General features: G+C 71.9%; 21 protein-coding genes and 1 pseudogene. 11 read left to right on the forward strand and 11 right to left on the reverse strand.

The features are described 5' to 3' along the window. Positions 1–21 precede the first annotated feature (21 nt). Both ABD295_RS15390 and ABD295_RS15395 read left to right on the forward strand, forming a co-directional pair. Positions 22–636: a phosphotransferase gene (locus tag ABD295_RS15390; RefSeq protein ID WP_344304669.1), complete on the forward strand. Its 615-nt coding sequence runs from the start codon at positions 22–24 to the stop codon at positions 634–636. A 151-nt stretch (positions 637–787) separates the two neighbouring features. Beyond that, the gene (locus ABD295_RS15395; RefSeq protein ID WP_344304670.1) at positions 788–1117 is read left to right on the forward strand and encodes a hypothetical protein; all 330 of its coding nucleotides are present in this window, start codon (positions 788–790) and stop codon (positions 1115–1117) included. A 30-nt stretch (positions 1118–1147) separates the two neighbouring features. Here ABD295_RS15395 and ABD295_RS15400 read toward each other — a convergent pair whose 3' ends face one another. After that, entirely contained in the window at positions 1148–1849 is a 702-nt protein-coding gene (locus tag ABD295_RS15400) for a 4a-hydroxytetrahydrobiopterin dehydratase (protein WP_344304672.1), read from the reverse strand. A 126-nt stretch (positions 1850–1975) separates the two neighbouring features. On the opposite strand from ABD295_RS15400, the gene ABD295_RS15405 reads away from it, so the two are divergent. From ABD295_RS15405 to ABD295_RS15420, 4 genes are all read left to right on the forward strand, one after another. Further along, positions 1976–2317 carry a YciI family protein gene (locus ABD295_RS15405; protein WP_344304673.1) on the forward strand — a complete coding sequence of 114 codons (342 nt, stop codon included), beginning with the start codon at positions 1976–1978 and terminating at the stop codon, positions 2315–2317. 40 nt (positions 2318–2357) lie between these two features. After that, a complete protein-coding gene (locus ABD295_RS15410) occupies positions 2358–3008 on the forward strand; it encodes a VOC family protein (protein ID WP_344304675.1) in 651 nt (216 codons plus the stop codon). 224 nt (positions 3009–3232) lie between these two features. Next, a complete protein-coding gene (locus ABD295_RS15415) occupies positions 3233–3571 on the forward strand; it encodes a cupin domain-containing protein (RefSeq protein ID WP_344304676.1) in 339 nt (112 codons plus the stop codon). Between the two features lie 216 nt (positions 3572–3787). Next, complete coding sequence (locus ABD295_RS15420) at positions 3788–5119, forward strand: ABC1 kinase family protein (RefSeq protein WP_344304677.1); 1332 nt, start codon at positions 3788–3790, stop codon at positions 5117–5119. Here ABD295_RS15420 and ABD295_RS15425 read toward each other — a convergent pair. The 3 genes from ABD295_RS15425 to ABD295_RS15435 form a co-directional block, all read right to left on the reverse strand. Further along, entirely contained in the window at positions 5116–5775 is a 660-nt protein-coding gene (locus ABD295_RS15425) for a response regulator (RefSeq protein ID WP_344304678.1), read from the reverse strand. The two genes, ABD295_RS15420 and ABD295_RS15425, sit on opposite strands and share 4 nt — an antisense overlap. Positions 5776–5857: 82 nt before the next feature. Next, entirely contained in the window at positions 5858–6535 is a 678-nt protein-coding gene (locus ABD295_RS15430; protein ID WP_344304679.1) for a response regulator, read from the reverse strand. Between the two features lie 289 nt (positions 6536–6824). Further along, complete coding sequence (locus ABD295_RS15435) at positions 6825–9404, reverse strand: sensor histidine kinase (RefSeq protein ID WP_344304680.1); 2580 nt, start codon at positions 9402–9404, stop codon at positions 6825–6827. 77 nt (positions 9405–9481) lie between these two features. Here ABD295_RS15435 and ABD295_RS15440 point away from each other — a divergent pair, with 77 nt between their 5' ends. Genes ABD295_RS15440 through ABD295_RS15455 form a run of 4 tightly spaced genes read left to right on the forward strand, consistent with a single transcriptional unit; the run spans position 9482 to position 12961 of the window. Beyond that, the gene (locus tag ABD295_RS15440; protein WP_344304681.1) at positions 9482–9916 is read left to right on the forward strand and encodes a hypothetical protein; all 435 of its coding nucleotides are present in this window, start codon (positions 9482–9484) and stop codon (positions 9914–9916) included. 16 nt (positions 9917–9932) lie between these two features. Beyond that, positions 9933–10598 (forward strand): vWA domain-containing protein, encoded by a 666-nt coding sequence (locus tag ABD295_RS15445; protein ID WP_344304682.1) that lies wholly within the window; start codon positions 9933–9935, stop codon positions 10596–10598. A 28-nt stretch (positions 10599–10626) separates the two neighbouring features. Next, entirely contained in the window at positions 10627–11625 is a 999-nt protein-coding gene (locus tag ABD295_RS15450; RefSeq protein ID WP_344304683.1) for a glycosyltransferase family 2 protein, read from the forward strand. Continuing rightward, the gene (locus ABD295_RS15455; protein ID WP_344304685.1) at positions 11618–12961 is read left to right on the forward strand and encodes an NDP-hexose 2,3-dehydratase family protein; all 1344 of its coding nucleotides are present in this window, start codon (positions 11618–11620) and stop codon (positions 12959–12961) included. Before ABD295_RS15450 ends, ABD295_RS15455 begins: the two co-directional genes overlap by 8 nt. 16 nt (positions 12962–12977) lie before the next feature. Here the strand turns inward: ABD295_RS15455 and ABD295_RS15460 are convergent, their stop codons facing one another. From ABD295_RS15460 to ABD295_RS15485, 6 genes are all read right to left on the reverse strand, one after another. After that, positions 12978–15104 (reverse strand): vWA domain-containing protein, encoded by a 2127-nt coding sequence (locus ABD295_RS15460; protein WP_344304686.1) that lies wholly within the window; start codon positions 15102–15104, stop codon positions 12978–12980. Next, entirely contained in the window at positions 15101–15502 is a 402-nt protein-coding gene (locus ABD295_RS15465; RefSeq protein ID WP_344304687.1) for an OsmC family protein, read from the reverse strand. Before ABD295_RS15465 ends, ABD295_RS15460 begins: the two co-directional genes overlap by 4 nt. Further along, positions 15499–16911 carry a magnesium chelatase ATPase subunit I gene (locus ABD295_RS15470; protein WP_344304688.1) on the reverse strand — a complete coding sequence of 471 codons (1413 nt, stop codon included), beginning with the start codon at positions 16909–16911 and terminating at the stop codon, positions 15499–15501. Before ABD295_RS15470 ends, ABD295_RS15465 begins: the two co-directional genes overlap by 4 nt. Positions 16912–16987: 76 nt before the next feature. Further along, positions 16988–17500 (reverse strand): GNAT family N-acetyltransferase, encoded by a 513-nt coding sequence (locus tag ABD295_RS15475; protein ID WP_344304689.1) that lies wholly within the window; start codon positions 17498–17500, stop codon positions 16988–16990. Then, the gene (locus tag ABD295_RS15480) at positions 17497–18042 is read right to left on the reverse strand and encodes a DinB family protein (protein WP_344304690.1); all 546 of its coding nucleotides are present in this window, start codon (positions 18040–18042) and stop codon (positions 17497–17499) included. Before ABD295_RS15480 ends, ABD295_RS15475 begins: the two co-directional genes overlap by 4 nt. 235 nt (positions 18043–18277) lie before the next feature. Beyond that, the gene (locus ABD295_RS15485; protein WP_344304691.1) at positions 18278–18895 is read right to left on the reverse strand and encodes a winged helix-turn-helix domain-containing protein; all 618 of its coding nucleotides are present in this window, start codon (positions 18893–18895) and stop codon (positions 18278–18280) included. A 68-nt stretch (positions 18896–18963) separates the two neighbouring features. On the opposite strand from ABD295_RS15485, the gene ABD295_RS15490 reads away from it, so the two are divergent. Then, a complete protein-coding gene (locus tag ABD295_RS15490; protein ID WP_344304692.1) occupies positions 18964–20343 on the forward strand; it encodes an MFS transporter in 1380 nt (459 codons plus the stop codon). Here ABD295_RS15490 and ABD295_RS15495 read toward each other — a convergent pair. Further along, positions 20298–20975 (reverse strand): annotated as a pseudogene (locus ABD295_RS15495) (VOC family protein); the annotation flags it as partial. The gene ABD295_RS15490 and the pseudogene ABD295_RS15495 sit on opposite strands and share 46 nt — an antisense overlap. Positions 20976–20987 lie beyond the last annotated feature (12 nt).

A 20987-nucleotide genomic window follows, 5' to 3' on the forward strand; every position in this document is an offset into this window, starting at 1 on the left:
ATGGACTGCGTTCCCGAACCGGTGTCGCTGGACGGGGAGACCGAGACGCTTCGCTTCATCGATGGCGACAGCGGCGGCGACGCGTGGAAGCACCAGCACGACGATCGGGGTTTGCGTTCGGCGGCGCTCCTCCTGAGGCGTATTCACGACGCCTCCGCTGACTGGGCCCCACCCGACGACGCCGTCTTCGCCGCACCGGAGGCCGAGGAAGGCGACGTCTTCGTCAACGGCGATCCCGGCCCCTGGAACTTCGTGTGGCGGGAGGGAGAGGCGGTCGCGCTCATCGACTGGGATTTCCTGCATCCCGCGCCAAGACTCAGCGACGTGGCGTACGCCCTTCGGTGGTTCGCGCCGATCCGGGACGACCAGGCAGTCATTGAGTGGCACCACTTCCCGGAGGTCCCCGATCGGCGCGCGCGCATCGAGGGCTTCCTCGATGCGTATGGGATCCCGGCCGACTTCGACGTCGCCGACGCCGTCATCCGACGCATCCGGTCCACCAACGAGCACGTCCGGTTCCTCGCCGGCCAAGGGCAGGAGCCTCAGAAGACGTGGGTCGCCGAGGGAGACGTCGAGAAAGAGGAACTTGTCGAGATCGCGTGGATCGAGGAGAACAGGGCCCTCTTCTCCCGCTGAGCGCAGCCCGAACGGGTCCTCCGGCCGACATGTCCAGTGCGGCCTAGGCCACCCGCCGAGGCACTTGACGCCCCCAAGTGCGCCGCCTTGGCTATGCGCACCAATAGCAACCAAAGTAGGGGGATCGATGTTTGCCCGTCGTCTGTTCACCGTGACCGCCGGAGCTGTGTCAGCCGTCGTGCTGACCGCCACAACGGCCAGTGCGCACTTCTGCTACTTCGACAACCCGAACCCGAAGGCGAACGCCGGCCGCGCGAACTCGAGCGGCTTCGTGTCGTTCGGCGCGATCGCCGCCATGGAGGGTTTCTGCCCGGCAGGAGCCGAGGTCCTGGCCGACGCCGTCGGCGTCTCGACCAGCACCATGATCAACGCGCACGGGCTGATGGCCGGACCCACCGGCGGCAACAAGGCGATCTCGCACCTGGACTTCGGTGCCCTCGAAGCAGCCATCCCGGACGCGATCGCCGCTTGCGAGGTGTGACCCACTCGAAGCGGCACTAGGCCCCCGCCGTCAGTCCGTCCTCGCAGCGGAGGCGTCGTAGCAGACGATGCCCCGGTTGCCGTCCTGGTCGGCGACCACGACGAGCGAAGGCCCGTCGCTGTCGTCGACGACGGTCCCGCCGGCCGCGACGGCTGCGGCGATCCGCTGCCCGGCCGCCTCGGGGGCCACGTAGACCTCGACGTGGAAACCTGAGCCGCCGTGCTCCCCGGCGTCGCCGAACCACAGGTTCGGCACCCGGCGCGTGGCGTCCCGGATCTCGTCGCTGGGGCTGCCGTGACCCTGGGAGTCGGCGCTCCCGGTCAGCAGGGCGGCCCACACCGGGGCGATCGTCGCTGAGCTGGCCGTGTCGAGGCCGAGCTCGATGTCGCTGACCGAGGCCGGGTCAGCGGCGAGCTCGTGGTCCGAGGCGATCTCGGTGATGCGGCGCGCGAGGTCGACGTCCTGCTGGGTCGGCCACTGGACGACGTACTCGGTGCCGTCGTCGTCGCGGTAGATGGCGTCGTCAGTGACCAGCTTCAGGTCGACGTACCCCTCGCCCATGGACACGCTCGGGTGGTGGCCGAGCGCGTCGCCCGCCTCGCCCACCGCGGCGAGGAACCGGACGCCGGCGCCGAAGTCGTCGACGAGGTAGCGCGCGTGCAGCCCCTGGGCGAGCTTGCGCCAGTCGGTCAGGTCGGCCTCGGCGATCTGTGCGCTGCGCAGCATGTCCATGGACGGGGACCCTATCCGCCAGAAATGTCCCGCCGGACTGTCGTATCCGACTGGTCTCGTTCGTGGACATGGTGGAGGGTGGCCGTCCGGGCTGCCCCGTTCCCGTTCGGACGACGAGGAGTGCACATGACCAAGTACGCGATCTACTTCCAGCAGCAATGGGTCGGCGACCACCCGGCCGAGTGGTACGGCACCCGCGTCGCCCCCAGCAGAGCCGTGATCGAGGAGATCAAGGAGGCGGGGCACTACGTCTTCGCCGGAGGGCTGGTCGAGGAGCTCGACAAGGCGTTCCACGCCGACGACACCAGCGGCGAGCTGGTGATCATGGACGGGCCCTACACGGAGTCCAAGGAGTACCTCGGCGGGATCACCATCGTCGACGTCCCCGACGAGGCCACCGCGCGCAGGTGGGCGGGCAAGATCGCCGTGGGGTGCGGGTGGCCCCAGGAGGTCCGCGAGATCAAGTAGGCGCCTGGTCCGCCCACGGTCACCCTGACATCCTGGGAGCGTGAGCGAGCAGGGGTGGCGGGAGTTCCTGGCTGCGGACGGCGTCGACGACTGGGTGGTGCTGCACGGCGGGCCGGTCGCGGTGTACGACGCCGGGTCGATGGTCGCCGCCGCGCGGCTGGCCGGGCTCGTCGCCGCCGTACCCGGGCTCGAGGGGTCGCGGGCGGCGCTGACGATCTCGGGCACCTTGCTGACCGTCCGGATGACGCGCGAGCTGTGGGGCATCGAGACCGAGCACGTCGACCTGGCGCGGGCGATCTCGGCGGTGGCTCGGGAGCACGGTGCGGCGGCTGACCGGGGGCGGGTGCAGGAGGTGCAGCTCGCTGTCGCCGCCAAGCCCGACGAGATCGACCTGCCGTTCTGGCGGGCCGTGCTCGGCTACGACCCGATGGCCGACGACAACGGCGTCGACCCGCTCGCGCACAGCTCCACGGTGTGGATGCAGGACCTCGACCCGGGCAGGTCGCTGCGGCACGCGATGCACGTCGACGTGTCGGTGGCGAAGGAGCACCTGCAGGCTCGGGTTGACGCCGCCGTCGCAGCGGGTGGCCGGATCGTCGAGCGCACCGACGCCGACACCCACATCTTCGCCGACCGCGCCGGCAACAAGGTCTGCGTCTGCGCGTGGCCCGACAGCGGGAACGTCGGCTGAAGAGGAACCTCCCGGCTTCGGGCCGCCGTTGCACGTGCACCGCGGCGCGGCCGAGCCGTTCTGCGTGCTCGAGGCACCCGCCGCGATGGTCGGCTCTTCGAGGGGCTTGCACTGGCCGGGACGGAGGGCCGCCCGACCAACGAAGAGCTCGACCGGATCGCCGAGGCGCACGGGATGATCGTGCTCGGCCCGGTCCCGGACACCTATCTGAAGGAGCGCGAGAGATGACGATGGACCCTGTGGAGACCAACCCGGACCACTACCGCGTGGTCTTCGAGAACGACCGCGTGCGCGTGCTGGAGTACCGCGACCAACCCGGCGACGTGACCACTCCCCACCGGCACCCCGACAGCGTGATGCACACGCTGTCGTCCTTCCGACGCCGACTCGTCTCGGGTGACGCGTCGCGCGACGTCGAGCTCGCCGCCGGTACGACGGCCTGGCTCGACGCGCAGGAGCACCACGGCGAGAACATCGGCGACAGCGAGACCCACGTGCTCTTCGTGGAGCTGAAGGAGGGCGCCGATCCCACCGATGCGTCCGGACTCCTCGGTCCTGGCTGATCGCGCCCACCCCGGGCTGGTCCGGTCCACTCGTGGTCTCGACTCATCGCTCGCAGGCTCGCTGCTCGACCACCCGTGGTCGAGCTGCTCGACAACCGGTGGTCGAGCGCAGTCGAGACCGGTCGGTCGTGCCGGGCTCGGCGGTGGTGATCGGGCCGACGCGCTCGACCTCGCTGGTGGTCACCAGCCGGTTTCCCCGCCTGGGACACTGGACACATGACCGAGCTACCCCGCAAGGCCGTCGCGCGCACGGCACGCCTGGCGGCGCTCCCGTTGGGGTACGCCGGGCGCAGCGCGATGGGCCTCGGGAAGCGGCTCGCGGGCCGGCCGGGCGAGGCCGTGATGACCGAGCTGCAGCAGCGCACCGCCGAGCAGCTCTTCCGGACGCTCGGCGAGCTCAAGGGCGGCGCGATGAAGTTCGGCCAGGCGCTCTCGGTGCTCGAGGCGGCGCTGCCGGACGAGGTGGCGGCGCCGTACCGTGCGCACCTGACCGCGCTCCAGGACTCCGCTCCCCCGATGCTGACGCAGACGGTGCGCGACCAGATCGCCAAGGACCTCGGCCAGGACTGGCGCAAGCGGCTGGTGCAGCTCGATGGCGGCCCGACGGCGGCCGCGTCGATCGGTCAGGTGCACAAGGGGCGCTGGCACGACGGCCGCGAGGTGGCCGTGAAGGTGCAGTACCCCGGCGCCGGCGACGCGCTGCTGGGGGACCTGCGTCAGCTCGCGCGCATCGCCAAGGGCATCGCCCCTGTGTTCCCCGGCATCGACGTCGTCCCTCTCGTCGACGAGCTGCAGGCGCGGGCGGCCGACGAGCTCGACTACCACCTGGAGGCGGAGGCGCAGAGCGCCTTCGCGGAGGCTTTCGACGGGGACCCCCAGATCGTGGTGCCGAAGGTGATCGCGGTCGGCAAGACCGTGCTGGTCAGCGAGTGGATGGAGAGCCCCGCGTCCCTCGCGTCGCTCATCACCGACGGGACCCAGGACGAGCGCGACCACTACGGCGAGCTGTTGGTGCGCTTCCTCTTCTCCGGGCCGGCCCGCACAGGCATGCTGCATGCGGACCCGCACCCCGGCAACTTCCGCCTGCTCCCCGCAGAGGACGGCAGCCCCGGACGGCTGGGCGTGCTCGACTTCGGGGCCGTGGCGCGGCTGCCCGGGGGCAGCCTCCCGACAGCGATGGGCGCGCTGCTGCGCATCGCCGCCGAGAACGACCCGGACACGCTCGCCGAAGGGCTGCGACAGGAGGGCTTCATCAAGCCCGGCATCCGCGTCGACCCGCAGCTGGTGCTCGACTACCTCGCGCCCTTCGCCGAGCCCACCCGCGTGGACAGCTTCCAGTTCTCGCGGGAGTGGATGCGCGGGCAGTTCGAGCGGCTCAACAACCCCAAGGAGCCGACCTTCACGATGGCGACCAAGCTCAACCTCCCGCCGTCGTACCTGCTCATCCACCGCACCTGGCTCGGGGGCATCGGCGTGCTGAGCCAGCTGGGCGCGCGGGCGCCGTTCCGCGAGATCCTCGAGGAGTCGCTGCCCGGCTTCGCCTCCTAGCGGGGCGGCTCGACCAGGCCCTCGCGCACCGCGATGGCGAGCGCCTCCAGCTTGGAGTGGGCGCCGAGCTTGGCCGAGAGGTTCGCGATGTGGTTGCGCACGGTGTGCACGCTCAGGAAGAGCTGCCCGGAGATCGCCACGTTGGTCAGCCCCTTGGAGAGGAGCTGCAGGATCTCGCGTTCACGATCGGTCAGGTCGTGGCCGACACCCTGCGCCTCGCGACGCATCCGCACGAGCAGCCGGCTGAGCAGCTGCGGGCTGACCACGGCGTCGCCGCGCGCCGCCGCCCGCACCGCCGTGACCAGCTCGCTGAGACCGCTCGTCTTGGAGATGAAGCCCGCTGCGCCCGCCTCCATGGCCGCACCCAGGACACGGTCGGACGTGCTGGCGGTCAGCATCACCACGGCCATGCCGGGGTTGGCCTCGAGGAGGGGGCGTACGGCGTCGGCTCCCTCGCCGTCGGGGAGCGTGTGGTCGAGCAGGACGACGTCGGGGCGGTGGTGGACCACCATGGCCCGGGCCCGGGCCAGGTCGGGGGCGACCCCGACGGGGTGGATGTCGGTCTCGGCGCTGAGCACGCGCACCAGGCTGTCCGCCAGCACTTGGTGGTCGTCGACCACCAAGACTGCGATTGCGCCCTCGGGCTCGCCGCTCATGTTCCCCCCGTCGTCCCGGCCACTGCATGCTACCGCCGGCCCGCTGAACGGACAGCGGCCTCGGGTCGGGCCGGTCCGCCGCTCAGGACGCGACGAGCAGTCCTGCCTCGGCCGCCCGGGTGAGCGTCTCCAGCGTCGAACGACCGCCGAGCGCGACCGCGGCGCGGGCGACCAGCGCGTGCACCTCGTCGTCGGCGAGGTCACGCGCGATCGCGGCGTCGCGCAGGGTGGCCCCCGCGGCGAGACGCGCCAGGAGATCGAGGTCGACCGCGGCGTACTTGTCGGTCCCCGGAGGTAGGGCCTGCGCGGGCCGGGACGCGCGCCCGAGGAGGCGCTGCAGAAGCTCGGGCGCGACGGCTGCGTCGCCGCGCGCCGCAGCTCGCACCGCGTCGAGCACGGGCTCCACGCCTCGGGTCTTGGTGACCACCCCGGCCGCGCCGTGGGTGACGGCGGCACGGGCGACGCCCAGCGAGAGCGTCGCCGTGAGCAGCACGACCGCGGCTTCACGATGACGCGCGACGAGCTCGTCGACGGCGTGGGCGCCGCGGCCGTCGGGCAGGGCGTTGTCGAGGAGGACGACGTCGGGACGCAGCGTGTGGATCAGCTCTGCGGCGCCGGCAAGGGTGCCGGTGGTCCCGACAGCGTCGAGGTCAGGCTCGGCACCGAGTGCGCGACGCAGACTGTCGCGCACGAGGGCGTGGTCGTCGACCACCAGCACCCGGACCTGCGGTGGCCTCGCGTCAGCCTCGCCGCTTCCCATATCCCTCCTCCGCCTACGTCGGCTCTCCTACCGCGGCGGCGGGGACCGACCGGAACCAGGGGATGAACTCTGCTCCGATCGGTCCCCTTGTCATGTCACGGGCCTCGGGAACCCACGACGTGACGCCGGTGAACGCCGCTCCGACTAGTACCCATGAATCAGAGCGGCGCTTGGCCTGCTGGGCCCGGGGGGTGACCAAGCCGGCGTAGCAATCCTGACCGAGTGTCAAGACGCCCCGGATCACCTCCAGGCGCCGTCCTGATTAGTACTTGAGCACTAGTTGCCGGGCTCAGTCCTGGGGCAGCCAGAAGTCGACGACCGTGCCCTCGCCGGGAGCGCTGACGATGTCGAGGCGGCCGCCGGCCACCTCGACCCAGTCGCGGATGCTGCTCATCCCGAGGTGACCGGCCGCGCTGCGCAGCGGCACCTCTGCCATGCCGACGCCGTCGTCGCGCACCTGCACCGACACACCGTCGTCGACGTCGCTGATCGTCACCTCGACCCGGTCCGCACGGGCATGCCGCCCCGCGTTGGCCAGCGCCTCCTTCGCGATCCGGTACGCCGTGGTCAGGTGGCTCTGGTCGAGGCGCGCGGTCGACGTCGACTCCACGGTCCAGGAGGTGCCCACGGGCTCGAGGAGGTACGCCGCCGCCTCGGACACCGCGTCGTCGAGACTCGCCGTCGGGTCCGGCGGCTCCAGCTCGAAGAGGAGTGCGCGGAGGCGTTCGGCCGCGCCGCTGACGGCATCCCTCGCGAACGTGAGGTCCTCGGCCAGAGCCTCGTCGAGCTCGCCCGCGCGGCGCGCGAGGATCCCCAGCCGCAGGTCCGCCGCGGCGATGACCTGGACCTGGTCCTGGTGCACCCCGTCGGCGATCCGGGCCCGCTCGTCCTCCTGCGCCGACACCAGGCGATCGAGGAGGGCGCGCCGTTCCTCGGCGACCTGGGTCAGCGAGAGCTCGGCGTCCATGCGCTGCAGGGCACCCGACAGCAGTCCCGCGAAGGCGCGGGCGAGGTCGACCTCGTCGTCACTGAACCTGGCCCGGCCGACGGCGACCACGGTCAGCACCCCCCGAGGGCCTTCGCGGCCAGGCACCGCCACGGCGAGGCCGCTATCGCTGCCGAGCACATCGGCCAGGACGGCCATCTCGGGGCTGACGTCGTCGCGCATGTCGTCGCAGACATACGGCTCGCCGGTGCGGAGCACCCGCAGGGGCATCGCCGCCGCCACGGGTGCACCGATCGGCATGGCCAGGCGGTCGTCGCGCTCGGTGGCGGCCGTGACACGCAGCACGGTCGGCAGCAGCTCGTCGCCGTCGGGCTCGATCAGCACCGCGTGCCGCGCCTGGAGAGCCTCGGCGAGGTGCCGCACGGCCATGGCCCGGAGCACGCCGGGACTGTGGGTGACCAGCGCGTCGGCGGCGAACTGGGCGAAGGATGCGTCCTGGCGCGACTGCTCACCCACCAGCAGGGCGTTGTGGATGGCCTGTGCGGCGCGGTCGGCGAGCCCGACGACGAGGTCCAGGTCGGCCTCGTCCAACGGGGTCTGGTCCTCGTCGCGCAGGACCGTGATGGCGCCCAGCACCTGACCGCCGACACGGAGCGACGCCACCAGGGCGCTCGGGCGCCCGTACTCATCCAAGGCGGCGCGCAGCTCAGGGTCCTTGACCAGCACGTCGGCGCGGTGCGTGTCGGCCGCGAGAAGCCCCGGCAACGATCGGGTGACCACGTGGCCGCTCAGTCCCTCGTCGACGCGGATGACCCGGTCGAGCAGCGTGTTCAGGGCGGCCTGCCGAGACGGGTCCGGGTGATGGACGGCCACAGGCTCCAGGAACCGGCCGGTCGGATCCACCAGCCGCACCGCACAGCCCGCGTCGAGACTGCTGGCGATGCGACCCGTCACCCGGTCGAGGGTCTCCGACAGGTCGGGGGTGGCGGCGAACTCGCTCGACACCTCCGCCAGCAGCGCGAGACGGTCGCGGCCGGCGCTGGCCTCGCCGCGAGACCGGTCACCCTCCCGCTCGACCGGGATGGTGCGCAGCCCACCCCACCAGATGAGCGCGATCAGCACAGCGGTCCACGCGGTCGAGACGAGGCCGACCGCGAAGGTGGCGTCGTACCGCCCGGCGCGGATGCCCGCCATGCCGACGAGGCTCACCAGGAGGGGAAGCACGACGGCGATGCCGGTGGACTGGCGCAACATCCTCCCGATGCGTCCCGGCTCCCCGAGCACCCCCGCGAGCCCCATGCGCGGCTGCAGGGCGAGGATCCCCACCGCTGCCACCAACGACAGGGCGGCGCCGTGCAGGGAGACGCCGGGAGAGCCCTCGAGCTGCGGCACGGCGCTGGAGTCGTAGAGCGTGGCGGAGAACCCGAGCAGCGCCATCAGCCCTGCCGCGAGCGTCGCGGTGTGCGCCACGCGCGGGCTGGTCCGGAGCGCGCCGATCCCGACGGACAGGCAGAGCAGGTTCACCGCCGCGCCGATCGGGAGGCGACCGGGCTCGGCCACCCCTTCGTCGAAGTGCGCCTGTTGCTCCTGGAAGAGGAACAGGTCCGCCCCGATGTCGCGACCCAGTGCCCAGTCGATGATGTCGAAGGCGGGCAGCACGGCGGAGAGCACGGCCAGGAACGCGGCGAGGGACCACCACCCCTGCCGACCCGCAAGGATGCCCAGCCCGACCAGCACGAGGACCACCGCCGCGTTGGCGCGCATCGCCGGCAGTCCTGGGTGCAGCTGGACCAAGAGGGCGGACTCCCCCCACCAGCCCAGGAGGACCAGCACCCCGCCGAGCACGAGCACGACGCCACAGACACCTGCGACCAGGGCGGGGGCGCCCCGGTCCGCGCGCTCGGAGGATCCAGGCGACGCCATGCGCACAGTATCCCCCGCGCATCAGATGCGCTGCCGCAGTTCTTGAACCACCGCAGTTTATGCGGCACACTGGCGTCGTGACCACCCAGGCCGACGACCCGCTCGCCCGCTCGGTCGACCACGCGCGTCGGGCTCTCGACCAGGTCGACCCCACCGTCGCGTCGGCCGCACTCCCGCAGCTGCGCCTGGCCGCCGAGCACGTGTCGGCGGCGATCGACGCGGCGATGGCCGCGACGATCCTCGAGGAGGGCGCGACCATCCGTACCGCCGGCGCCCTCGCCGGACTGTCGGAGAACGCCGTCGGGCCGCGGCTGGCGCGCACGCGCGACCTCGGCGCCTACTCCGCCGAGAACGGCCGGGTCACCGCCAAGGGCGTCGAGCGGGCGCTCTACGACCTCGAGCAGGGCCGGCACCAGCCCGCTTCGGCCGCGTCACCCCCCGCCACCCCACCCAAGCCCGCGGCACCACTGCGGTTCCGCGCGCGCCGTCCGTCCTCCCGGGACGACGCCTGACCGAAGGAGCATCCCGATGACCGACGCTGGACTCACCCACCTGTACTTCCTGCTCGACCGCTCCGGCTCGATGCAGTCGATCCGCACCGACACGACGGGCGGCTTCGACGCCTTCATAGAGGAGCAACGCGCCCACAGCACCACCGGTGCCGGACGATGCCGGGTCACGCTGGCGCAGTTCGACGACCGCTACGAGGAGGTGTACGCCGACCGCGACCTCGCCGACGTACCCCCGCTCGAGCTCCAGCCCCGTGGCAGCACTGCACTCCTCGACGCCCTCGGCAGGCTGGTCGTCGACGCGGGCGAACGGCTCGCCGCGCTGCCCGAGGACCAACGCCCCGGCAGTGTGATCGTCGGCGTGATGACCGACGGCTACGAGAACGCCTCGCGCGAGTGGGACCACCCGCGCATCAAGGCCCTCATCGAGCAGCAGACCCGCGACTACGGCTGGCAGTTCCTCTATCTCGGCGCCGACCAGGACGCGATCGAGGAAGGGCTGAAGATGGGCTTCGCCGCCGGCAAGTCGATGACCTACAGCCGCGGCCGGGCCAAGGAGTCGATCGCGGCGATGAGCGGCAACATCGGCAAGTACCGGCACGCCGTCGCCACCGGGGCAGCACCCGCGGCAGCGCGGCACCTCACCGACTTCAGCGAGGAGCAACGCCGAGACGCCGGCGCCTGACGTCCGCAGGGGCTGCCATGCTGGCCCCGTGTCGCTGCCTGCGCCGCCCAGACGACCGCTTGTCTCGGTCGTGCTCCCGTCGTTCAACCACGAGGACTTCGTCGAGGCCGCGGTGCGGTCCGTGCTCGAGCAGTCCTACGAGCACCTCGAGCTGTTGGTCGTCGACGACGGCTCCACCGACGCGACCCCGGACGTCGTCGCGGGGATCGACGATCCCCGGCTGACGCTGGTCCGGCTCCCCACCAATCGGGCGACCCACCCGCGCAACCTGGCCCTGGAGCGCGCGACCGGTGCTCTCGTCGCCTTCCAGAACTCCGACGACGTGTGGCACCGCGACAAGCTGGCCGCGCAGGTGGAGGCCCTCGCGGACCGCGACGTCGTGGCGTCCTTCACGCGGGTGAAGATCATCGACGGGTCGGGCGCTCCCGATCCTGGCACGTGGGCCGCCGGCTTGTTCACCCACGAGCTGGACTCCCCAGCAGCCTGGCTGTGCCGCTTCTTCGACGATGGCAACGACCTCTGTGTCTCCTCGGCGGTGTGCCGTCGCGCTGCGGTGATGCGGGTCGGCGCCTTCGACCCCAGCCTCTTCCACCTCTCCGACCTCGACCTGTGGGTGCGGCTCGCAGGGTTGGGCCACCTGCAGGTGGTGCCGCGCGAGCTGACGTCGATGCGGATCGTCGGCGATCGCAACGTCAGCGCACCCAGCGAGGCCACGCTGCGGCGCAGCCTCCGCGAGCACGCACAGGTGCTGGAGCGCTTCACCCAGCCGCCGGTCTACCGCCGGCTGCCCGAGATGTTCCCGGGTCTGCTGGACGACACCATGCGGCGGCCACTGCGGCTCGCGCTCCTCGCCCGCCACTGCTGGGAGCGTCGAGACGCCCTGCACCGGGAGTTCGGCGACCGCCTCTTCACGCGGCTGCTGCAGACACCCGGCTATCGGGAGCGGATCACCAAGCGGCTGGGCACCCACATCATCGCGGAGTTCCTCCAGGCTCGCGGGCGGCTCGAGATGGTGACCCATGGCTGAGGTCGGGACCGAAGGCGTCGAGGTCGCGGTCGGCGGCTGGCTCGAGGGACTGCGCAGGGCGGCTTCCGTCGACGTGCGGCCGATCCCCCTGGCCAGGTCGCGCGAGTGGGTGCTGCGTGAGGGCCGCATCGTCCACCGCACCGGTCGCTACTTCGCCGTGACCGGGGTCGAGCTGGCCGACGGCTCCGCGCAGCCGTTGCTGGAGCAGCGGGAGATCGGGACGCTCGGCTTCCTGCGGCGGGTCCGCGACGGCCGCGTGGAGCTGCTCGTCCAGGGCAAGATCGAGCCGGGGAACGTCGGCCTCGCGCAGGTGGCACCCACGTTGCAGGCGACCGCGAGCAATCTCGACCGGGTGCACGGCGGTCGCGGGCAGTTCCTCGAGGCGGAGTTCCGCGACCCGGCGCGCAGCGAGGCCTCGTGCGAGCAGAGCGAGCAGGGCACCCGCTTCCTCGGCAAGCTGAACCGCAACACCCTGGTGACGGGCAACCCCGACGGCACGACCGACGCCGACCTCCCGGCGGCGTACCGATGGTTCGACGCCGACATCGTGCTGAGGACGCTCGCGTGCGACAACGCCGTGAACACGGACGCGCGGTCGGTGCTCACGTCCGCGCCGTGGCACCTGCTGACCGTCCGGCCGCCGTTCGCCGAGAGACCCGACCAGCCGGCCGATCCGCTGAGCAGTCCCCTGGCTCGCTCGTACGCCACCCTCCGACCCGGAGCGCTCGACGAGGTCCGGCGGGTGCTGGACCGCGTCGCGCGCGCAGCACCGGCCGTGACGGAGGTCGCAGTCGACTCGCTGCCGGGCTGGCGCTTCGACGCCGACGCCGTGCACACCCTCGACGGGGCGGCGTACGCCGTGCGCCACCTCGCCGTCGAGACCGACGCACGGGAGACGCCGGCCTGGGACCAGCCGATCATCGACAGCCGCGGCGACGGGCACGCCGACCTCGACCTCGTGGTGTCGGACGGCATCGCGCTCGTCGTGCTGGTGGCCAGGTCCGAGCCCGGGCTGCTCCACGTCGCCGAGCTGGGCCCCACGCGCGTCGCGGAGCCCGGGAGCCGCGGCGAGACCTGGAGTTCGGCCGGGAGTGCGGCCGGGGGTGCGGCCGGAGGTGCGGCCGGAACCGTCGTCGCCCGGGTGCGGCAGTCGGACGAAGGCGGCCGGTTCTACCGCGACGTCACGGAGTACCGGATCGTGCAGCGACCCGAGCCCGACGACGATCCCGACGCCGTGCTGCTCACCCTCGGCGAGGTGCAGGAGCTGTTGCTCGCCGGCGGCACGCTCACGAACGAGGCCCGCAGCGCACTCTCGCTGCTGCTGACGCGCCTCTAGAGAGCCGGATGCCGGGTCAGCCGACCCACCAGCCGCGGTCCCCGCCGTACCCCCACTCCTCGCGGAACGCCGACATCGGCGACCGGTCTCCGAGGTAGGACCCGACGACGGCCGCGCCGAGGTCGTCGAGCTCGGGCGAGACCACCCGGCCGTCGACGCGGCGGGCCATCTGCTCGATGAACCGGGCGAGGCCGGGGTCCTCCCCGAGGCGGAAGAACGTCACCTGCGCCCCGAAGCGGGCCGCGTTGTCGAGCTCGCGCACGGCGTACGCGATGGTCAGCGGGTGCGGCGGATAGCTGAACGCCACCTCGCCGTCGGGCTCGAGGTGGCTCGTCGGCTCGCCGTCGGTCACCACCAGCAGCACGGGCTGCGCGTGCGGGTGCTTGCGGAAGTGCCGGTTGGCCAGCAGCAGCGCGTGGTGCAGGTTGGTGCCCTTGTCCCACTTAGCGTCGAGGGCGGTCAGCTCCTCGATGTCCATCACCTGCGCGTGCCGGCCGAAGGAGATCAGCTGCAGGGCGTCGCCGCGGAAGCGGGTGCTGATGAGCGTGTTCAGTGCCAGCGCGGTGCGCTTCATCGGCACCCAGCGACCGTCCATCGCCATCGAGAACGACGTGTCGACCAGCAGCGCGACGCAGGCCTGGGTGCGGGCCTCGGTCTCCTGGACCTCGACGTCGTCGATGCGCAGCGCGACCTGTGGTCTCGACTGATCGCTCGCTTCGCTCGCTGCTCGACCACCGGTGGCTGCTCGTCCACCGGTGGCTCTTCGACCACCGGTGGCTGCTCGACCACCGGTGGCTGCTCGACCACCGGTGCTGCCGGCCTCGCGCACGACTGCGTTGGTGACCGTGCGGGTGACGTCCCACGGCTCGGTGTCGCCGAACTGCCACGGCCGGGTCGCGCCGGACGGCTCGCCGGCGGCGCCCGCCTGGCGCAGGTCGCGCTGGCCCTGCCGACCGCTCATCCGTTCGGCGACGTCGCGCAGGAGCGACTTGCCGAGCTGGCGCATCGCCTTGGGCGAGAGCCGCAGGTCGCCGTCGGTACCGCGACGCAGGTAGCCGCTGTCGCGCAGCGCCTGCTCGAGCTGCTGCAACGTGCGCGCATCGACGGCAGCGCTGTCGCCGAGCTGGCGGGCCAGCTTGTCGAGGTCGACGTCGTCCATGCGAGCACCGCCGTAGGACTGCGCCAGCTGCTCGGCCAGGTCGTCGAGGTCGGCGATGTCCTGGAGCACGCCGGTCCCGTCACCGAGACCCAGCCCCTCACCGCCCTCGAAGCGCTCGCCGCCGTCCCAGTCCTCACCTGGCCGCAGCGCGCGGAGGTTGTCGTCCATGCGCGCGAGCTGGTCCATCAGCTCGGGCGACCCGAACGCCTGCTGCGAGAGGGACATCAGCTCGGCGCGCTGCTCGGCACTCATCGAGTTGAGCATCCGCTGCGCGGCGGCGGCGCGCTGGGCGAGTGAGTCGAGGAGCTCGTCGACGTTGCGCGGGTTCTCGGGGAAGAGGTCGCCGTGCTTGGCCATGAAGTCGTCGAAGTCCTGCTGGGTGTCGTCGCCCAGCCGGTGCTTCTCCAGCAGCTCGTTGAGATCGGAGAGCATCTCGCTGACCGCGGCCCGGTCCTCGTCGGTGGCGTTCTCCAGCGCCTGCTTCATGCCGGCGAAGCGCTGGTCGAGCACCTCCCGGCCGAGCAGGTCCTTGATCTCCTCGTAGGCCTGACGGGCGTCGCTGCTCTGCCAGTCGTACGACGCCAGCTCGCTCACCGCGGCGGCCGTCGACGCCGGCAGGTTGTCCAGCTGCATCTCGCGCAACGCCCGGTCGCCGTCGTCCATCATCACGTCGCGGGCGAGCTGCTTGCGCTCCTCGAGCACGGCCTTGTCGAGGAGCTCCTTGACCTGTTGGAGGGTGCCGTCGAGGTTGTGCCGCTGGGTGAGCTGCCGCCGCTTCTCGGCGACCCGGCGGGCGAGGTCGTCGAGCCCGGTCTGGTTGCGCCCGCCTCTGCGCAGGAACTCGCGCATCGCCCGCTCGGGGCTGGTGCCGGCCATGACCTCCTGGCCGATCGCGTCGAGGGCCTCGGCGAGGTCGACCGGCGGGGCGAGCGGGTCCGGGCCCCCGGCGTAGCGGCCGTAGCGGGAGCGGTGTCGTTCTCTCATGTCGCCACCCGCTCGACCCGGCGGACGTCGGCGCCGGCCCGGATCGCCCGAGGGATCTCGGCGACCTCGTCGACGACGGCCACGAGCCGCGCGACGTCCTCCGGCGCGGCACCGCTGTCGACCTCGACCGAGTAGGTGATGCCCGTCGATCCCCAGCCCTCGTCGAACCCGCCTGTTGCCACGACCCGCACCCCCTGGACCGGCACGCCCAGCTGACGGCCCTCCCGGAAGGTGTCGTTGAGGACGCACAGCGCCACCGCGAGGTGAAGCACGTGAGCACCCGTCGCGGCACCGTCGGTGACGACGCCCTTGTCGGTCCAGGCGTGCGGCAGCACCAACGCACCGTCGGGGTCGGCGCGAAGCGAGCCCGCGCTCACCGTCACCGTGAAGTCAGTCATCCGTAGACAGTCTCCGCGCCGTCGGTGTCCTTGCTGATCTTGCGCGCGAGGAAGAGCCCCTCCAGCGCGAGCTCGATCGCCGAGGCGCGGCTGCCGTCGTCGGTCGCGCCGAGCCGGTCGCAGATCTGGTCGTAGAGGTCGGACTCCGCGTCCTCGACGGGCGGCAGCGCCGGCAGCCCCGACAAGAAGTCGATCGCGGACACGTGCTCGCCGGTCGTGACCAGCCGGCCGCCGTCCAGCGCCTCCACCAGGAGCGCGAAGTCGATCCCGCGGAAGTGGTGGCGCACGGTCTCGGCGGTCGCAGTCCGGAGCAGGTGCGTGAGGATCTCGAGGGAGCGTCCCTCCTCGCCGGACTCGAACTCGATCTTGCCGCCGAGCACCTCGACCGCCGTCTCCAGGTCGACGACGCGGGCGACCGCCTGGTCCTCCCCCTGCGTGGTCGCGCGGTGGAGCGCCGCCGCCGCGATCGTCTCGGCGCCGGCGATCGCGAAGCGGGCGCTCACGCCCGACCGCTGGTCGACGGCGCTGGACTCGCGCAGCGCACGGGTGAAGCGGGCCAGGATCTCGACGAGGTGGTCGGGCACGTCGCCGACCAGCCGCGCCTCCTGGCGGATCACCGCGATCTCGTCCTCGACCTCGAGCGGGTAGTGGGTGCGGATCTCGGCACCGAAGCGGTCCTTCAGCGGGGTGATGATCCGACCGCGGTTGGTGTAGTCCTCGGGGTTGGCGCTGGCCATCACCAGCACGTCGAGCGGCAGCCGCAGCACGTAGCCGCGGATCTGGATGTCGCGCTCCTCCATCACGTTGAGCATCGCGACCTGGATCCGCTCCGCGAGGTCGGGCAGCTCGTTGATGGCGACGATGCCGCGGTGGCTGCGGGGGATCAGCCCGAAGTGGATCGTCTCCGGATCGCCGAGGCTGCGCCCCTCCGCGACGCGCATCGGGTCGACGTCGCCGATGAGGTCGGCGACCGAGGTGTCCGGGGTGGCCAGCTTCTCGGCGTACCTCTCCTCGCGATGCCGCCACGCCACCGGCAGGTCGTCGCCGAGGTCGGCGGCACGGCGGCGCGACACCGGGGTGATCGGCTCGTAGGGGTGCTCCCCCAGCTCGCTGCCCTCGATGACGGGCGTCCACTCGTCGAGCAGGCCGACGAGGGTGCGCAGGAGCCGGGTCTTGCCCTGCCCGCGCTCGCCGAGCAGGACCACGTCGTGCCCGGCGATCAGGGCACGCTCCAGCTGCGGCACCACGGTGCCCTCGAAACCGTGCAGGCCGGGCCACGGGTCCTCGCCGGCGGCGAGCTTGGCGAGCAGGTTGGCGCGGATCTCCTCGCGCAGCGGCTTGAGCTCGTGGCCCGAGGCGCGAAGCTCACCGAGGGTGCCGATCGTGGGTGTGGCAGAAGGTTGCGTCACGCAATCAACGCTACTCACGCCCGCAATGTGGAGTGCCCTCGAACGCCTGGTGGTCGAACTGCGCCGGTGGTCGAGCTCAGTCGAGACCCAGGAACATCACGTGCAGGCCGACGTACCCGTGCGTCGGCGAGAGGAAGGCGCCCGGAACCGTCGCGAGGATCTCGAAGCCCAGCGACTGCCACAGGTGCACGGCCGCGGTGTTGGTCTCGACCACGGCGTTGAACTGGATGCCGCGGTAGCCGTTCTCCCGGTGCCACTCGACGGCGTACTCCGCGAGCGCGCGACCGACGCCCCTGCCCTGCGCGGCCGGGGCGACCATGAACGACGCGGTGCCGATGTGGGCGCCGGCGCCGGGCCGGTTGGGGCCCATCTTGGCGGTGCCGAGGATGCCCCCGCGGTCGTCCTCCAGGACGACGGTCAGTCCGGGCGGCGGCTCGAGCCAGAGCGTCCGCCCGCGGTCGGAGCTGATGTCGGGGTCGTAGGCGTAGGTCTCCTGCTGGACCACGATCGCCTGGAAGATCGGCCAGATGCCCGGCCAGTCCGCCTGGGTGGCCGGTCTGATGTCGACCGGGACGCCTGCTGCCGTCACTCGCCCACCCGGCCGTCGATGGACTCGCGGATCAGGTCGGCGTGGCCGTTGTGGCGGGCGTACTCCTCGATCATGTGCACCAGGATCCAGCGCAGGCTGAACCGGCCCTTCTCCCGGCGCGACTCCCGCACCGACAGGGCGTCCAGCCCGTCAGGACCAGTGAGCGCCTCGTCGGTGATCCGGTCGCTCGCCTCCACCGCCTCGTCGAAGATGCCCCGTAGCTCCTCGGGGCTGTCGTCAGCGGCGGTGCGCCACTCCCAGTCGCGGTCGGCCTCCCAGTCCACCGAGGCCCACGGCTCGAGCTCCGGCAGCCCCAGGAACACCTCGTGGAACCAGTTGCTCTCCACGAGGGCGAGGTGCTTCATCATCCCGCCGAGCGTCATCGTCGACGGCGCCAGCGGCTGCGCCAGCTGCTGCTGGTCGAGCCCCGCGCACTTCATCCGGAAGGTCTCGCGGTGGTAGTCGAGGAACGCCCGCAGCGTCTCGCTCTCGTCGGCGCGCAGTGGCGGGTCGGTCCTGGGGTCGGGAAGCTGGTCGGGCATGCCCGCCAACCTACGACGCGGGATGCCGCTCGGACGACGGGGTTCTTGCCGGGCGCGCGACAACATCCGCGCAATTGAACGACTGTGGCCGCTCACGGGGTCCCACGGCGACAACATTCGCGCAATTGAACGACTGTGGCCGCTCACGGGGTCCCACGGCGACAACATCCGCGCAATTGAACGACTGCGGTCGCTCACGGGGTCCCACGGCGACAACATCAGCGCAATTGAACGACTACGGTCGCTCGCCCTCGTCCGGGTCGAGGTGCAGGCCGGGGTGCGGCATCAGCACGGCGTAGTAGAGGTAGGTGCGCCGCGAGTCGTCTCGTGGTCGTGTCGAGCCGCGGGTGCGCTCTGACCAGCGGTCGACCAGGGCGGTCAGCTCGTCGGCCATCGCGACCGACTCCTCCTTGGTGAGCCGCAGCGCGGCGTTGGTGAGGCTGGTGTGGGTTCCTTCCTCACGCCGGTCCGACAGGGCCTGGTCGACGACCATGCGACCCCACTCCGCCTGGTTGCGGCGGAACACCGCGGAGGCGGCCTTGCCGCCCGGGGACGCCTCGAGCTCCTTGAGGTTGGCGGTGGTGCCGGAGGGGTTGCTGGCCTTCCAGACCCGGTCCCGCTTGTCGCGGGCAGCCCCCGGGTCCTCCTCGACCAGCCCGTACTTCGCGAGCTGGCGCAGGTGGAAGCTCGCCTGGTTGGCCGGGATGTCGAGCTCGCGTGCGACGTCCGCGGCGCGCATCGAGCCCTGTGCGGTGAGCTCGGCGAGCACTCGGTTGCGAACCGGGTGGGCGATGGCCCGCAGCACCTGGGGGTCGTGGATGTGGCGCGCCCGGGACCCGTGCTCGTCCGTCATGGGAGACACTCTATCAAATTGCGCACCTCCTATTGCGCAATACATATTGCGCAATTTATGGTGCGGGTATGCCGTACCCGGTCACCTCTCCTTCTCGCACCACCTCCCGCTTCCGCGAGCTCGCCCGCAACCACGACTTCACCGTCCTCTGGGTCGGCCAGACGGTCAGCGAGCTCGGCACCCGGATCAGCATGTTCGTCTTCCCGCTGATCGCGTACGCCGTCACCGGCTCGGTGCTGTGGGCCGGGCTCGTCGGGTCCGCCGAGCTGGTCGGCCTCACCGCCGCCCTGCTGCCCGCCGGGGTGCTGGCCGATCGGGTCGACCGCCGGCTGGTGCTGCGGTGCTCGGCCGCGGCGGGTGCCTTGTCCTTCGGGTCCCTCACCGGGGCGGCGTTGCTCGGCGCGGTGACGCTCCCCCACCTGATGGCGGTCGCCGTCGTCAGCGGCGCGGCCGCGGGGGTCTTCATGCCCACCGAGCTCGCGGCCGTGCGCACCGTCGTGCCGCGCGAGCAGCTCCCCGCCGCGCTCAGCCAGAACCAGGCCCGGCAGCACGTCGCCGCCCTCGTCGGCGGGCCCGTCGGCGGTGCGCTCTACGGCGTGGCCCGCTGGTTGCCGTTCCTGGTCAACACCGTCACCTTCGCCTTCTCCTGGCTGATGCTGGGCCGGCTACGCACGGACCTGTCCCCAGCCCCTCGGCCTGCCCAGAAGCGGTCCGCTGTCGCCGACCTGCGCGAGGGGGCGTCGTACGCCGCCAAGCACCCGCTGTTCCGCACGCTCACCATCTGGTCCTGCCTGACGAACCTCACGATGAACGTGCTCTTCACCGTCGCCGTGCTGCGCCTGGTGGAAGGCGGCGTCGACCCCCTGCACATCGGGCTCGTCGAGACCGTCGCGGGCGGCTCCGGGATCCTCGGCGCGGTGCTGGCCCCGTGGCTGATCGACCGCGTGCCCACGGGCTGGCTGACGATCGCCATCGCCTGGAGCCCGCTACCGCTCGTCGTGCCGATGGCGATCTGGGCGCACCCTGCCGTCGTGGCCGCGGCGCTGGGCTGCGTGCTCGTGCTGAACCCTGCGGGCAACGCGGGCATGAGCTCCTACCGGATCAGCGTCACCCCCGACGCACTCGTGGCCCGGGTGCAGTCGGCCACACAGTTCGTCGGCATGTCGTCGCTGCCGCTGGCACCGGTCGTCGCCGGAGGCCTGCTCAGCCTGACGGACGGCGCGACCGCGATCCTGGTCGCCGGGCTGCTGTGCGGACTCACCGCCCTCATCCCGACGGGCTCGCGCTGGATCCGCTCGGTGCCGCGCCCCGCCGACTGGGACACGGCTCAGACGAGCGAGCCGCTCGCCGGGTCGCGGTCGGTGACGCAGTACGCCAGCCCGGAGGGGTCCGACAGCACGGTCCAGAACTCCTCGACCGAGCGCACCCTCGCGCCGAGCGTCTCGTGACGGTCCACCTCGGCCGCCCGGTCCGTGGTCCCGAGGTCGAGGTGGGCCCGGACGAGACCCTCGGGCTCGTCCAGGCGTTGCAGAAGCACGTCGAGCGCGAAGCCTGTGGACCCCGGAGCCGCACGCAGCCACGCGAACTCCGGCCGGCGCTCGAGCACGTCGACGCGACGGTCGAGGAGGCCCGCCCAGTAGGCGACCTCGGCGTCGTACGCCGCCGCAGGGATGTCGAGACAGACCTGGTAGACGCGGCTGCGGCGTACGCCGGGGAAGCTCGCAGGCGGGGGTGTCGCGGCAGCCGGATGAGGCACCAGACAGTGCACGAACCCGCCGGGCGAGCGCAGCTCGACCGACCCCGCCGCCTCGACGGCGGGATCCTCGACGTGCACGTCGAGGTGCACTCGAGGGACCCCCGCCCCCAGCCGCTGCACCCTCAGGTAGTCGTCGCCCTCAGGCGGGGCGAGCGTCGCGAACTCGTCGTGCACACCCCGTGGCGCGGAGCGGACGAACCCGGTCACGCCCTCCCAGAAGCCGACTGTGGGCTCGAAGTCGGGAGCGGGGAGATCGAGGAAGGCCGACAGCCAGAACGGCACCGACGAAGGTCGTGGGCGTTGCGAACCTCCCTCCTCAGACACGCCGCAAACGCT

It is taken from the genome of Nocardioides bigeumensis (assembly GCF_039531755.1).
Classification (GTDB): Bacteria; Actinomycetota; Actinomycetes; order Propionibacteriales; family Nocardioidaceae; genus Nocardioides; species Nocardioides bigeumensis.

What these genes read in the sequence shown, in the direction of transcription:
- ABD295_RS15400 (WP_344304672.1), bottom strand. Translation starts at nt 1,849, where the DNA reads ATGGACATGCTGCGCAGCGCACAGATCGCCGAGGCCGACCTGACCGAC.
- ABD295_RS15405 (WP_344304673.1), top strand. Translation starts at nt 1,976, where the DNA reads ATGACCAAGTACGCGATCTACTTCCAGCAGCAATGGGTCGGCGACCAC.
- ABD295_RS15415 (WP_344304676.1), top strand. Translation starts at nt 3,233, where the DNA reads ATGACGATGGACCCTGTGGAGACCAACCCGGACCACTACCGCGTGGTC.
- ABD295_RS15420 (WP_344304677.1), top strand. Translation starts at nt 3,788, where the DNA reads ATGACCGAGCTACCCCGCAAGGCCGTCGCGCGCACGGCACGCCTGGCG.
- ABD295_RS15425 (WP_344304678.1), bottom strand. Translation starts at nt 5,775, where the DNA reads ATGAGCGGCGAGCCCGAGGGCGCAATCGCAGTCTTGGTGGTCGACGAC.
- ABD295_RS15430 (WP_344304679.1), bottom strand. Translation starts at nt 6,535, where the DNA reads ATGGGAAGCGGCGAGGCTGACGCGAGGCCACCGCAGGTCCGGGTGCTG.
- ABD295_RS15435 (WP_344304680.1), bottom strand. Translation starts at nt 9,404, where the DNA reads ATGGCGTCGCCTGGATCCTCCGAGCGCGCGGACCGGGGCGCCCCCGCC.
- ABD295_RS15445 (WP_344304682.1), top strand. Translation starts at nt 9,933, where the DNA reads ATGACCGACGCTGGACTCACCCACCTGTACTTCCTGCTCGACCGCTCC.
- ABD295_RS15455 (WP_344304685.1), top strand. Translation starts at nt 11,618, where the DNA reads ATGGCTGAGGTCGGGACCGAAGGCGTCGAGGTCGCGGTCGGCGGCTGG.
- ABD295_RS15460 (WP_344304686.1), bottom strand. Translation starts at nt 15,104, where the DNA reads ATGAGAGAACGACACCGCTCCCGCTACGGCCGCTACGCCGGGGGCCCG.
- ABD295_RS15465 (WP_344304687.1), bottom strand. Translation starts at nt 15,502, where the DNA reads ATGACTGACTTCACGGTGACGGTGAGCGCGGGCTCGCTTCGCGCCGAC.
- ABD295_RS15480 (WP_344304690.1), bottom strand. Translation starts at nt 18,042, where the DNA reads ATGCCCGACCAGCTTCCCGACCCCAGGACCGACCCGCCACTGCGCGCC.
- ABD295_RS15485 (WP_344304691.1), bottom strand. Translation starts at nt 18,895, where the DNA reads ATGACGGACGAGCACGGGTCCCGGGCGCGCCACATCCACGACCCCCAG.
- ABD295_RS15490 (WP_344304692.1), top strand. Translation starts at nt 18,964, where the DNA reads ATGCCGTACCCGGTCACCTCTCCTTCTCGCACCACCTCCCGCTTCCGC.